10 protein-coding genes, 1 tRNA gene and 1 pseudogene are annotated in these 13,279 nt (G+C 60.7%); 8 read left to right on the forward strand and 4 right to left on the reverse strand.

Annotated elements, in window-relative coordinates; genetic code table 11:
* Positions 1-30: 30 nt before the first annotated feature.
* Entirely contained in the window at positions 31-933 is a 903-nt protein-coding gene (locus tag NG696_RS06465) for an NAD-dependent epimerase/dehydratase family protein (protein ID WP_252574831.1), read from the reverse strand.
* 36 nt (positions 934-969) lie between these two features.
* On the opposite strand from NG696_RS06465, the gene NG696_RS06470 reads away from it, so the two are divergent.
* Positions 970-1,554 (forward strand): ScbR family autoregulator-binding transcription factor, encoded by a 585-nt coding sequence (locus tag NG696_RS06470; RefSeq protein ID WP_252574833.1) that lies wholly within the window; start codon positions 970-972, stop codon positions 1,552-1,554.
* On the opposite strand, the gene NG696_RS06475 is transcribed toward NG696_RS06470, so the two are convergent.
* On the reverse strand, positions 1,551-2,507 hold the full coding sequence (locus NG696_RS06475; RefSeq protein ID WP_308291952.1) for a ScbA/BarX family gamma-butyrolactone biosynthesis protein: 957 nt from the start codon (positions 2,505-2,507) through the stop codon (positions 1,551-1,553). The genes NG696_RS06470 and NG696_RS06475 overlap by 4 nt on opposite strands.
* 692 nt (positions 2,508-3,199) lie before the next feature.
* Here NG696_RS06475 and NG696_RS06480 point away from each other — a divergent pair.
* From NG696_RS06480 to NG696_RS06495, 4 genes are all read left to right on the forward strand, one after another.
* Positions 3,200-3,448 carry a hypothetical protein gene (locus tag NG696_RS06480; RefSeq protein WP_252574837.1) on the forward strand — a complete coding sequence of 83 codons (249 nt, stop codon included), beginning with the start codon at positions 3,200-3,202 and terminating at the stop codon, positions 3,446-3,448.
* 112 nt (positions 3,449-3,560) lie between these two features.
* Positions 3,561-5,123, forward strand: a complete 1,563-nt coding sequence (locus NG696_RS06485; protein WP_252574839.1) for a hypothetical protein — start codon at positions 3,561-3,563, stop codon at positions 5,121-5,123.
* Positions 5,120-5,782, forward strand: a complete 663-nt coding sequence (locus tag NG696_RS06490; RefSeq protein ID WP_252574841.1) for an ABC transporter ATP-binding protein — start codon at positions 5,120-5,122, stop codon at positions 5,780-5,782. The genes NG696_RS06485 and NG696_RS06490 overlap by 4 nt, the downstream gene beginning before the upstream one ends.
* Before the next feature lie 61 nt (positions 5,783-5,843).
* Positions 5,844-6,983 carry an ABC transporter permease gene (locus NG696_RS06495; RefSeq protein WP_252574843.1) on the forward strand — a complete coding sequence of 380 codons (1,140 nt, stop codon included), beginning with the start codon at positions 5,844-5,846 and terminating at the stop codon, positions 6,981-6,983.
* Between the two features lie 673 nt (positions 6,984-7,656).
* Here NG696_RS06495 and NG696_RS06500 read toward each other — a convergent pair.
* Both NG696_RS06500 and NG696_RS06505 read right to left on the reverse strand, forming a co-directional pair.
* Positions 7,657-8,796 (reverse strand): IS110 family RNA-guided transposase, encoded by a 1,140-nt coding sequence (locus tag NG696_RS06500; protein ID WP_252574845.1) that lies wholly within the window; start codon positions 8,794-8,796, stop codon positions 7,657-7,659.
* A 541-nt stretch (positions 8,797-9,337) separates the two neighbouring features.
* Positions 9,338-9,427, reverse strand: a tRNA-Ser gene (locus tag NG696_RS06505).
* A gap of 235 nt (positions 9,428-9,662) precedes the next feature.
* On the opposite strand from NG696_RS06505, the pseudogene NG696_RS06510 reads away from it, so the two are divergent.
* The 3 genes and pseudogenes from NG696_RS06510 to NG696_RS06525 all read left to right on the forward strand — a co-directional run bounded on the left by NG696_RS06510 (position 9,663) and on the right by NG696_RS06525 (position 12,908).
* A pseudogene (locus NG696_RS06510) lies at positions 9,663-11,297 on the forward strand (HNH endonuclease signature motif containing protein).
* Positions 11,298-11,477: 180 nt separating this feature from the next.
* Positions 11,478-12,509, forward strand: a complete 1,032-nt coding sequence (locus NG696_RS06520; RefSeq protein ID WP_252574847.1) for a dehydrogenase — start codon at positions 11,478-11,480, stop codon at positions 12,507-12,509.
* A gap of 3 nt (positions 12,510-12,512) precedes the next feature.
* A complete protein-coding gene (locus tag NG696_RS06525; RefSeq protein WP_252574849.1) occupies positions 12,513-12,908 on the forward strand; it encodes a 6-pyruvoyl trahydropterin synthase family protein in 396 nt (131 codons plus the stop codon).
* Positions 12,909-13,279 lie beyond the last annotated feature (371 nt).

The following is a 13,279-nucleotide window of genomic DNA, read 5'->3' on the forward strand; positions in this document are numbered from 1 at the left end:
GGATGCCATGGTGGGTATCCGGCTACGCCGTCAGCGTCCGGCGCGCCGCTTGATGTCCCATATGGGTTTCGAATCGAACCAATAGTCTTCGCCCACCATTCTCACTTGGTGTTCCGTGAATCCCAGCGGGGTGAGCCTCTCGATTGCTTCGTTGAGGCCGACGCTAGATGCAGTGTCTATTTCATTCCCTTGACCCTTTACCAGGCCTAGCATTGATTCAAGCGTCGTCGGCGTCAGGTCTGAAGCATGGTAGGGCCCGGCGACGTCCTCGCCTGTAGTGGCGATGGTCGCAATGAGGTCTCCCAGCGTCGAGGCCGCGATGGTGGATAGCGCAGCCGATCCTCCATCGATGGTTGCTCCAAGGGCACTGAACATTCGTGCCAGCCCGGGAAAGAGCCATTTGTCACCGGGGCCGTATATGAGGCTTGGTCGCAGCACCGTACCGCCTGCTGCGAGGACGGCTGCGTCCCCTGCTACCCTGCTTTGGCTCGCTATGGATTCCGGAGCGAACCGACATTGGTCGGGCTCCAGGCCTCGAAAGGGCCCGAATCCATACACCGCCGTGGTGCTGACATGGATCAATTTGCTGACCCCTGCAATCGCGCAAGCATCTGTCAGATTTCTGACGCCTTCGAGGTTCGTCGTTTCAGCCTGCTTGGAGTCATGTCCCACGTAGGAGGCGGCATTGACGATAGTGTCGACGCCGACCGCAGCACGCAGGACAGAGGACCGGTCGCTGATGTTTCCTGACACGGACTCCAGCTGATCAAGCCCCACTGATATTTGGCTTCTTCGCGTCAGAGTCCTAACTGAGATGTGTGGAATACGGCACAATGCTCGGAGGGCGTTGCCGCCGACGAAACCGGATGCCCCGACGAGAAGGACGGTCAGAGACGCCTGTGGGAGACGTGATAATGGAGGAGAGCCGGGCATTCTTGCCTCTCGTGTGTCGGAAGGTGGATTGATCGATTGGCGCTACAGGACAGGGCAAAAGCGACCCGTGAGGCGATCATTGCCGGCGCGGCTTCCGTTTTCGAAGCTCACGGCTATGCCAGTGCCTCGTTAACTGAGGTAGCAGAGCACGCGAAGGTGACCAAGGGGGCTCTCTACTTCCATTTCAAATCCAAAGAAGAGCTTGCAAAAGCGGTAATCTATGCCCAACACAAAATGTCAGTTGACCAAAGCACTGCGATCCTCCAAGAAAAGCACTCTGCGTTGACCGCCATGAGGCTGCTGTGTCGGTCTTTTGGTCAGCAACTCCTTGACGAGTCGGTGGTAAGAGCCGGCATTAGGCTCACGTTTGAAGCCTCCTCATTTGGACACGCGGTGCAGCAACCGTACCTTGACTGGATTTCGACGATGGAGTCCCTCGTGAGGGCGGCTCAGAGGGAAGGAACCGTGCGATCATCAGTGGAGCCTGCCGCACTTGCCCGCTACATTGTGGCGTCTTTCACGGGTGTGCAGATGCTCGCCGAGGTCCGGACCGAGCGTCGAGACCTGATGGAGGAAATTGAGCGAATGTGGGGATTCTTGTTGGCGGGCATTACCGATTAGTGGGCTGCGCGTGACGGCGAAGACACAAAGCTGTGTACGCTACGTGGACGGCTGTCGGTCACCCTGGAGAGCAGAAGCTCAAACTCCCCCTTGACGCAGTGCCCAACATTCATTGACACAACCACTTCGACATCTCCGTTGCCTCTGTCCGACAAGGTTGTCACCGTTGCACGCAGCTCATCGCTAAACTCCACCAGCTTGTCGAAGCGCGCGCGTAGCCTGCTGACGTCCAGTGCCGGACACCCTGCGGCCAACCTGGCGGCCTGGCGTGCCGCTTCGATCAACAGGACCCCGGGAACGTGGTCTAAGGGGTGGTCAAAGAGAATAGGGTGCGATTGGTCGACTCGTACAGGCCAGCAATCCTTCAGGCTCGGCTTTCCCAGGACCACATTGAACGGCGTGACTGCCCCAACCTCTTCTGCGCTGACCGGCTCGGACAGTGCGGGAGCGCCGGCTGGAGTGGTCCGGCGCAGTCGACTGTATGCAGTTGGACTCATAACGCGGGCCCCGGCTTCGGCAGTGGCAACAACTTGGCCGTCGGCCATGAAGGTCCCCCGAGCGTGAAGTTTGCTTGGATGCTTTGCGCTGTTGCGAGTACTGCTGACGGTGATCTGGAGGGTCATCTCCAGTGGCCGTGAAGGGTCAGGGGAACGAACAGCGACTTTCTCCAGTGACATCATCGGCATCAGGAACCTATGGTTCAGTGGAACCTTATAGTCGGAATGCGCGATCAACACGGTCGCCTGGCGCATGGTCTCCACGAGGAGGGCAGAGTCTAAAGCGTTGCCCTGGACGTTGTAGAAAACGTGCCATCGAGGCCACTGTGTGGCAACACGAAATTCGTCATCCCCGGTCCGAACAACGTCAGTCAAGAAGACTTCCGAGACGGCGGCCCGGTGGACGAGCTCTCTTGGAACAGTTGAACTGAAGTTCAACCACTGGCTATCCCACACTTTTAAGCCCCCCCGGCTTTAGACCAACGCAGATGAGCATACCGGACGCATGGTTTTATCTCTGTCAAAAGAAAACCGGTCGTCCAACTTGTTTTAGTCAATTCGTTGGCATAGCCTCTAACCACCGAGCGGTCGGCATTCCGAGGCAGACCGCTCGGCGCGCTGGTGATTTGCAAATCTGGCGGGTTCTAAGAGGGGGAGTTAATCCGCGACTGGTGTCCCAGGACTTTCAATTGAGAGTCCGGGCGGCCTCGGGCCGCGGAACACGGCATCCCTACATGCGGCGCTATCGGAAGCGACGCATGTAGCGGCTGACAGGACGGTCCGTGGTTCAAATTCACCCTGTGAGGCGTGACGGTCAGAGTCGGGATAGAACGAGTCAGACATGCGGGCGTTGCGTGCAATGACTCAATCAATCCCGAACGCTTCGGAACGTGCATGTAACTGGCATTTGACAATCGAAATTGGGGGACCACATGAAAATGGTTAAGAACTTAAGGAAGGCCGGTGCCGCAATAGCACTGACCTCTTTTCTGGCAATTGGTGCAGCGTCTGGCGCGCAGGCGAGCAGCTCATCTGGCACTGCCACCTTCGACAACGGGCAGCCGATCACGGCAAACATGTGGATTCAGTCGGTGTCAGAGGGTGGCTGCGGAAGTTTCTCGTCCTCGGCCGTGATGAACGTATCACCTGTGTGGATCCGCAATACCACATCATTTTACCAGTACGGCGTCGGGTCCATCAGCATCAAGGGCGTGAACCTGTCAGGATCGGGAACCAGCAACCCGGCCACACTCCAGTGGACCAACAGTAACGGCGCTTCCGGATCCTACCTGAGCGGCACAGTCTGCATGGGGTGGGGCTCGTTCTATCTGGGTGCCGACGTAGCAGCCACTGGCTTCTACTACGGCAACCTGCGCACCGCCTCCGCCCGCGTATAACGAAGAGATCGGCACTGTAGCGGTGAATATGAGTACGGGCGTAAGTCGTCGAAATCTCCACAGCAAGCGAAGTATCAAACGACTGTCATTGCTGACCCTAATAATATTTGGCTTGTCTGCCTGCAGTGCCGGTCCCTTCGCGCCGGCGAACGACGTTACCGCCATTAAAAAAGACCTGGAGAAGCTCCAAGGGACCAACGGGCTCATCAGGATGCCCGAAGCGGGGGACCAAGAGCGCGGAGACATCTACACCACCGCCCTATATTCCGACGATCTTGGTTCCTACCTTTTGGCCGCGGATGAGGCCAGTAAGGCTGTGGACGAAGATGTCAGCGGCCAGGACACCACAGATCTGCTAACTCTGTGGTCGGCGCTGAAGTTGCTAAAAGCAACCGGCGGAACCTTGTCTCCGGCATTGGAGACGAAATTGGCGGATGCGGCCATCCCCATCAAGCAGCCAGACGTGGGCGCAGAAATCGCGGCGCTCTGGTTTTGGATCGACGTTGGCAGGATGCACGACTGGTCCGGGACAGCGCGAAAGCCGGCTGTGGAGGAAGTGAATTCCCGCCTGGAGGCTGTTGACGTTAGTTCCATAACCAACAAGCCTTACCTGCTGTGGCGACTCTTCGATTCCTACTCTGCACTCCAAAAGCAGAAACCCGTCGAATTGCAGATCGCGCTCAATGACGTGGACATCAAGAGGCTCCCAGCAGACTACGAATCGACCCTTGACTTCCAGGCAGCACTTGAAACAAGAGTCACGCTCAAGAATGATCTCGTGGTCCCTAACGATGCGAAAGACCACCTCGTCAAGCTTCTGGATTCAGGTCAGGTTGACGACGATGCACTCATCGACTCCATGCTGCGTTCCTTGGAACTGCTGGACTCACATGCGGATGCGCAACGGCTTGTTAAGGACCGCATAGCTACCAGAATTGACGAGCAGACCGGACTGGTCCGTTCATCATCGGTGACCAAAGGATCAGTCCATGGAACATACTTGGCCGCGCGGCTCCTCGACACAAATTTCCCAGAGATCGCGAAGGAGCGAACACAGGAAGAATTGACACGGGTTCTTGCGACACCCGACACCGATGTATTGACTCAGCTCAAGGCGCTAGTAGCCCTTAAACGATCCGGTTCCGAATCATGGCGTGACTACGGCACCATAATCGAGCAAGGAAAGGCAAAGATCCCGACAACAGTGACATCGGCAAATCTCACCGAATACATCGAGCTAATGGACGTCCTTGTCCAGGCCGACTCAACTGTGCAGCTGCGGCGCCTAGAGCCATTCGACGCCGATCCTAACACTGAAAGTTCCCTTTCCACCGCCCTGCTGGCGCTCTCCAACTCGATGTTCTTCACTAACAGTGAGGAAGTGCGATCGATGTTCCCGGCAGTTCAGGCCCAGCTTCCCGAGCTGATCCTCGAACCTAGTGGAAAAGGCCTGAACTACTTTCGGGCGTTGACCGCGATGACGAGCGCAAGCCTTTCGGGGCTCGACTCAAACGACTTTGAAAAGGCCGCCCAGGGACTTCAGAAGTTGAAGGGATGCGAGGAAGTCCCCTCCCTGTATCGACTCGAAGAAGACAAAGCCTCAGCGTGCAGCCTCTCGCTCTCAGCAGCCATGATCGCCGTACCCGGCGCGTACAACCTAGGAGAGAGCAAATGACCTCAGTCCTGCGTCTGGACAACATCGCCAAATTCTTCACGGATGAGCGCGGCAAACGACATCAAGTGCTATCCGGTGTCAGCCTAATCGTTGAAGCGGGCGAAATCGTCTGGCTCCGGGGGGAGTCGGGGTCAGGGAAATCCACAATCCTGAACATCGCGGGGCTGCTATCAACACCCGACAGCGGCAAAGTTTGGATCAAAGGGCACGACAGGACTCATACCTCGTCACGGACAGCCGGCCTCGTGCGCTCGACCGAAATCGGGATGGTGTTTCAGAGCAGCAACTTACTGCCTGAACTCACAGCGTTGGAAAATGTTCTTCTCGCCAGCAACCGGCCGATCACGCGGGCAGAAATCACCGAACAGTTAGAGCGCTTCGGGCTGGTGTCCGTGGCTGACCGCGAAGCGAAAAAACTCTCAGGCGGGCAGCAACAAAGAGTTGCCTTCTGCCGCGCCCTGATTAACAACCCTTCAGTCCTCTTGGCCGACGAGCCAAGTTCGGGCCTTGACCCGGCAAACACAGAAGCCATTCTCGATGCAATGCGAGCTGGCGCGGCGAGCGGTTGTGGTGTTCTGGTCGCATCTCACGACTCGGTCTTTCAGCACACAGCCCACCGCGAACTGCCCATGAGTGAGGTACTTGTTGAACAAATATAGAATCTTCGCTGGACGTTCAGTTCGGCTGTCCCTATCTAAACTAAGGCCACTCGCGGTTCTTATGGCGCTCGGCATCGCCGTATTCGTCTTTGCAGACAGCGTAGTTGGGGCAGGCATCAGCTCGTACTCGAACAACATCACAACCAACTCCGCCCTCAACTATGTGGAAGTAACTTCTGTCGGGCCGGGCTCGTCGCGCGACATCACGGACGACTCGTTGTCGGAGTTTGAGCAGATCGACCACGTCGTGGATTCTTCCGGCTGGGCGCAAATCGACCTCGCCATCGAGGAACCAGCGAACTGGCCGACCACGAACAATCCCGGCGCGTTTCTGGGTACACCGTTCATCAGCGGCATCACGCCGAAAGTATTGCTTGGAGACATTCCTGAAGAAGGCGTGAAGGGGAACGAAATTATGCTCCCCGACATGGGCCAGGGACAGGACTATACCAAGCTGCTCGGCGAGGAAATAAGCTTCGTCTATACCAAGGAAATCGGTCCGGGAAACGGGGAACCAGTCTCAATTTCCCTGCGCGTAGCGGGCATCTACGACAACTCCTCCCCGGGCGCGGACGGTGCACAGGCGGCTTACCTTTCCGACGAGTTTCTCAAATCAACGCTCGCCAAAGCCCGACCGGCAACGAAAACAGCAAAATACCCCCGAGCCTTCGTCCGCGTCGAGTCCGCAGACGAAGTGGTGAGTGTCCAGAACGACGTACGAGCCCTGGGTTACTCCGTCAACAGTGTGGCCGGCCAGATACGCTCTTTGTCGGGCTTGTTTGCTCTCCTGGCTCTGGCCAGTTGGGTAATTGGCGGGGTCCTGATCATTTTCTGCCTCGGAGTGGGCATTTCGGTGGGCGGAAGCTGGATCAAACAGCGTGCGCGAGAAGTGGGCCTCCTCAAAGCCGTCGGATGGTCTGGAGCCTCGATAGCCGGCGTTTACATGATTGAACTGGCGGCAGTCGGCCTCATCATCGGCGTAGGAGGTGCGCTCTTGGGGACCATTTCTTCCATGATTGGAACAGCCGTCTTCAGCAGCTTGCAACTGGACCTACTGCCGGTTGCTGCTTGGGCCACGCCAAATTGGCTACTAGTTCTCGGCGCACTCGTTTGCGTCCCGTTATTCCTCTGCGCAGGAGCAGTCGGCCATGTTGCACGACTGGCTCGCCTCGACGCCGATACTTCGCTCAGAGACCTCTAAAGGAAGCGGAGAGAATGAGGGCCCTCTCTCAGAGGAACACAGCCCAACCGAAGATTCGTCACTGTTACGCTGGCGAAGTCCGCCAGCAAGGCAAACTCAACGAGAGGACTCCTGCCGTGGGATGTGGTTGGGTCGACCGCGAACAGCAAGTCCGGACAAATGAATTCGAAAGGCGGACGCGCCTATGGCGACCGTAAGTGCAGCCAGACTGCAGAGCTATGCTCAGGCGTTGAATGACGAGCCGCTACTAAACCAAGCCGCCAATCACTTTCAGCTCCTGCTCCGCACGGTGCCTTCTGATGTCAGGTGGCCAGATGGAACTTGGGAGGACATCAAGCGTCAGGTAGCCCCGCTGATCGGACCTGGCCGAACAACAGGGCCCGCATGGCTTCAGGAACGGCAAGCCTGGGATGACTTCACTGACGTGCTGTTAAGCAGGTTGGGTTTGTGAGAGCCGGCAACGTGTGAAGATGCCCCGCGTTGAACATTCATGACCGGAAGCGAGAGCATCGACGACTCCCGCGCACGAAGCCGAAGACTGCTTGACTCGGGTTCGGAACTGGCGGCGAAACGGTGTGACCTGTCCCTTGTTACACGCCCAGCCGCCTATGATGGACACATAGTAGCCACTAGCCCAGGGCTAACCCGGGGTTAGCCCCAAAATGCTGCCACGTCACGCCCCGCCAACCACCCGGAAGGCACGTTTGTCAGGCCGTGTGCATGCTTTTCCCTTGCTGCAGCGGCGCGGCCAGGGACCAGCACCAGCCGGCCAGTTCCCTGGCGATCGCGGTGTTGGCCGTGACTGACCTTTTCTTCCGGGCGTCGAACACTTCCCATTTGTGGTGGAGCCGGTGGTTGCCTTCCAGGGCCCGGATAGGGTTGCCGGGGCGACCAGGTCCAGCTGGCGCACCAGGCGCAGCCCGGGTCGGGAGTAGGGGCGTTTGTGCTGCCAGGCCGCCTCGATGAGGAGTTTGCGGGCGTATTTGCTGCCGGCTTTCGTGATCGGGCCCTGGTGGCGGGATTGGCCCGAGGATTGCTCGCTGGGCACCAGCCCTGGGTAGGAACCGATGGAGGACCCGGTGAAGCGGGTCCAGTCCCCGATTTCCACGGCGAGTCCGAAGCCGGTCGTGGTCTGGATGCCGCGCAGGCACATCAGTGCCTCGATCACGGGGGCGTACTGGCAGTCTCTGGCGGCTGCTGCGACGCGCTGGTCAATGCGTTTCAGGTGCGCTGCGAGCAGTTCGGCCTGCTCCACATCGGCTTCGTAGGTGAACTGCAACACCGGGGAGTCAAAACGCTGCCGGTGCAGCCACAGCACATGTTCCTTCGTCCACTTGCTTTCCTCCGGATACCTGATGCCGTGCCGGAGCAGGATCGCGTTCACGTGCTGGCGGGCATGGGCGAGGTCCTTCTCCGACGTGGCCCGCAGCCGGGACAGGTCCCGCAGGTCTTCCTGATCCCGTGTCGGGACCCGCACCTGGGTGATCTGGCCAAGGGCGAGCATTTCGGCGAGCATGCGGGCGTCGCGCCTATCGGTTTTGGCCTGGTCGCCCGGGGCGCGAAGCAACTTCGAGGACGCCGCGACCACGCAATTGATGCCTGTCTCGCGCAGGTACCGGGCCAAAACGTATCCGGTGGGGCCGGATTCATACACCACCTTCACCGGGGGTTCGCAGCGGCGGATCCACTCCAGCACCACCGCCGGGTCGGAGTCCATTTTCGCCTGGACCAGCTCGCCGGTATCCGGGCTCAGCGCGCAGCCAACTACAGAAACCGCGTGAACATCGAGCCCGATGAAAGTATGCTCAAACATAGCCGGGACCTCCCAAAACTCACATGTGGCACTACCATTGCATCTCTCCCAAGGCCGATAGACCAGGAGGTTGGTCAGTGGCAACCCACGGACCCTGTGAAACAGAAGGCCCCGGCCTTCATTCCATCGTCCCGGTCTATTCCCTGCCCGTCCGGACCAAGGCCAATTCCGCCGGGCGATAGGCCCCGCAGCGCCGCCCTGGCACGAGGGATACGCGTCATATCAGGCTGGCGCTGCGCGGCTGCCCGGCGACAATGGCCGCTCCGGACGGGCAGGAGACTGAACGCTCTTCACTTCATATCGTCTAAACAACATCCCCAAGGTGACCCCAATGTGGACAGGCATTGGGGTCACTGGTCGTGCCAAATCCAAATGGAACGCAAGCGACGCCCCTATAAGCCGTGTAACGCTACACGGTCGTGGGGCTGCTTCTGCGACCCAAGGATCAAGCGCGTGCCGCGCTGAATGAAAAATTCCCCCGGGCAACTGCTGCCCGGGGGAATTCGTAATCACTAGCTCGGGGAATTCGTAAAACCCCCACTGGCGGTGACGGTGGGATTTGAACCCACGTTGGCTTTGACACCAAACAACATTTCGAGTGTTGCACCTTCGGCCGCTCGGACACGTCACCAACCTGAATAGGTTACCGGAGCATACCGCCCATCCACAAAACGGCAGGCGCAGCCCACGGATGGTGCGAAGGGAGACGTAAGCCCCCTCCAGCGCCCGAGGGACACATGAGGCTCTCAACTGCAGTGACGCGGCGGGCGGTTCGGATGGCAGCCTTGAGGTGCGGATGATCAGGAATATGCACATAGCCATTCAGCCTCGCCGTTATTGTCACACCCTCCGGGGATGATTTGAGTATGGATAGCAGAGCAGCTGTGGAGACGGCGGAGGCCCTTGCGGCGTCCTTCGCTGAGCTGGCTTTTGTCATTCGTGGCGCTGCCGATTCCTCAGGTTCCGGTGGTGTTGATCCGTTGCGCAGGGGAGCCGATATTGCCCTGCGGACGCTGGCTGCCGTGGCCCGCGCGGAGGCGAAGATGGCGGCCCTGAAGGTCCATGATGCCGCCGGTTTTGCTGCCTCTGCCGAGACCCTGGCGGGTCCTGCCGAGTCGCCGCAGGACCACACCGGACAAGAGATGGCCGTGATCGCTGAGGTCGCCTGCGTGCTGACGGTCAGTGAACGCACCGCGGGTGCCCTGCTCGCGGAGGCCCCCAACTCACCACCGCCCTGCCCTTGACGTTGTCGGCGCTGCAGGCCGGGACGATTTCGTGGCAGCACGCCCGGATCATGGTCGACGAAACCGTGAACCTGGACCCTGCCGGCGCGCAAGCCCTCGAGGCGCATTTCCTTGACCCGGACGCCGTGAACCCTGCGAGGGGTTGCCCGGCGGGGGAGCTCGTCCCCGGCCGGTTCCGGCACAAGGCCCGCACGTGGCGGGAGCGGCACCACCCGGTAAGCATCGAAAAGCGCCACGTACGTGGTGGCCAAGATCGGCGATCGGAGTATGCGCCGGAGCGTGACGGCATGGCCTGGCTCTCCGCCTACCTGCCCGCCGATCAGGCCGCGGGGATCTGGGACCGCACCACCACCGCCGCCAGAGCACTCCAAGGACCCGATGAGGACCGGACCCTCAGCCAGATCCGCGCCGACATCACCGTCACCTGGCTCCTCGGCGGCCCAGATGATGCGGCCGGCGACTGCGCCAGCATGGCCGGGGGTGTTCCGTCGCCGCGGGCACAGGTTCTGGTCACGGTCCCGGTCATGTCGCTGCTGGGCCTCACTGATGAACCGGCCACGCTCGACGGGTACGGACCGATCCCGCCGTCCATGGCCCGGCAGCTCTTCGCGGACGGCGCGGAGTCCTTCCACCGCGTCCTGACAGACCCACGAGACGGCGCACCGCTCGAGATCGGGCGGACCAGCTACCGGGTCACGAAAGCCCAGCGCCAATGGCTTCGGCTGCGGGACGGGAAGTGTCCGTTCCCTGGCTGCGGCAACCACTCCCTGGACAACGAAGCAGACCACATCCTGGCCTGGGCACGCGGCGGCACCACCGGGATCTCAAACCTCGGCCAGCCCTGCCCCAAGCATCACAGGCTCCGCCACCACAGCCTGGAAACCCACCACCGCCACAAAGACCGAATCACCCGGCTGGATATCGCCCACCGGACGGCACTACGCCAGCGAACACCCCGACTGGGAACCACCTGAGTGGCCAAAACCCTGGCCCGAACAACAGCTGGGCAAATGGTCAGCGCTGGCGCCTCATGCAAATCAGGGAGTGCCCGACGACGAAATTCCGGGCGGACCCTGGGCGGATGATCCCTTTCCGGAGCCTCAACCTGCCGAGCTTCATCTACCCGACAATGAACTGCCCGACTATGCGCTGCTACCGGACGACATGTTCCCGGACGACACGCTGCCGCACGGACCCATGCCCCAAGACCCTTACCCGAACTGGGACTTCTCCCTCGCTGCCAACAGCCCTGTCTGACCGCCAACCCCTAAAGGAACGCAGGGTTAGGGCTCTGGCAGGGCTAAGACGGGCAGAACGGGGCTCCTCCCATCAACAGCGCCAACGGACAGTTATGGCCCCGATTCCAAGGGCTCCAAGTGTCCGTCCGCGCGGGCTGGGTGTCGCGAAGAGCCCCCGCCGACTAGATTCGTAAGCAAGATGACTAATTCAGGCAAAGAGGCACAGGCAACCGCGTACTGGACTACGGGCCCGGAGCATGGCGAGCTCCGGAACGAGGCCCTGCCAGCCCCCGGGCCCGGCGAAGCTTTGGTCCGCACGCTGTATTCAGGCATCAGCAAGGGCACGGAAATCGTGGTGCACAAAGGCTCCGTCCCGCCCCGCGTGGCCGAGGAAATGCGCGCGCCGCACCAGGAAGGCCACTTCCCGTCGCCCGTGAAGTTCGGATATCTCTCCGTGGGCGTCGTGGAGGAGGGGCCCGAAGGATGGGCAGGCCAGAAGGTCTTCTGCCTCAATCCACACCAGGACCGCTACGTCATTTCCACCGACGCCCTCACCAGGATTCCCGACGGCGTCCCGGCCCGCCGCGCCGTCCTCACCGGCACCGTGGAAACCGCCGTCAACGCCCTCTGGGAAGCCGGACCGAGGCTGGGGGACCGGATCGCCGTCGTCGGCGCGGGTCTGGTGGGTGGCATGGTGGCGACACTGCTGCGGACCTTCCCGCTGGCCCGCCTCCAACTCGTGGACCTGGACCCAGACCGTAGGCACTTGGCGGACAGGCTCGGCGTGGAATTCGCCCACCCGGAGGATGCCAAACCCGACTGCGACATCGTGTTCCACTGCTCCGCTTCCCAGGAAGGCCTCGAACGCAGCCTGCAGCTGGCCGGCGATGAGGGGGAGATCATCGAGATGTCCTGGTATGCCAACCGCAAGGTCACGCTGCCGCTGGGTGAAGACTTTCATGCACGCAGGCTCTCCATCCGGGCCAGCCAAGTGGGCGTGGTTGCCCGGGCGCGGCGGCATCGCCGGACCACGGCTGAGCGCCTGGAATTGGCTGTTGAGCTCCTCAAGGACCCGGTCTTCGATGTATTCCTCACCGGTGCCTCTCCGTTCACGGACCTGCCGGCAGTAGTGCAGAACCTAGCCGACGGCACGCTGGTAGCCCTGTGCCATGTGATCGAATACCCCAACGCAGACAGCCCCGCGGAAGCCAACCCCAAAGACAGGAAGTAGCCCGTGTTCAGCCTGACCGTCCGACGTCATTTTATGATCGCCCACAGCCTCCCGCGGGAGGCATTTGGCCCGGCCCAGGCGCTCCACGGGGCGACGTTCGTGGCGGAGGTGACGTTCCGCCGTCGTGCGCTGAACCAGGACTCGATCGTCCTGGACATCGGAGCCGCCGGCGGCATGATCGAGAACGTGCTGTCCGGCCTCAACTACAAAAACCTGGACGAACACCCGGACTTCGAAGGCAAGCTCAGCACCACCGAGGCGCTCGCGGAATACATCGCCCACGCGGTCGCAGCCAAGCTCACGGATGACGACGACGGCCGCGAGCTCGCGGGGATCGACGTCACCCTGCGCGAAAATCCGGACGCGTGGGCCACCTACACCCTCGACCTGTCCGTCTGATCCCATGTTGGTCAGGTTCCTGGTCCCCGCCAACATCCGCCACAACTCCGGCGGCAATGTCTACAACGCGCGGCTCACCCAAGGCCTGAGATCGTTTGGGGTTGCCGTGGAGATACGGGCGGTGGAAGGTTCGTGGCCTGACGCCAGCGCTGGAGAACGACGGTGGCTGGGCGGCCTGCTGGGCGCCTGGGACGCCGGGGCGGACTCACCACAGGCGGACATCACCCCAGAAACCGTCACCCTCGTGGACGGGCTGATTGCGTGCGGTGCGCCTAGGGCGTGTCTCCTAATGCTTTGGGGTGGCTTTTTGGCAAAATTGAGCGGTGAGTTCGCGTTATGCCTTGTTGTCCGATGCCCAGTGGGAGTTCATT

It is taken from the genome of Pseudarthrobacter cellobiosi (genome assembly GCF_023913755.1).
Classification (GTDB): Bacteria; Actinomycetota; Actinomycetes; order Actinomycetales; family Micrococcaceae; genus Arthrobacter; species Arthrobacter cellobiosi.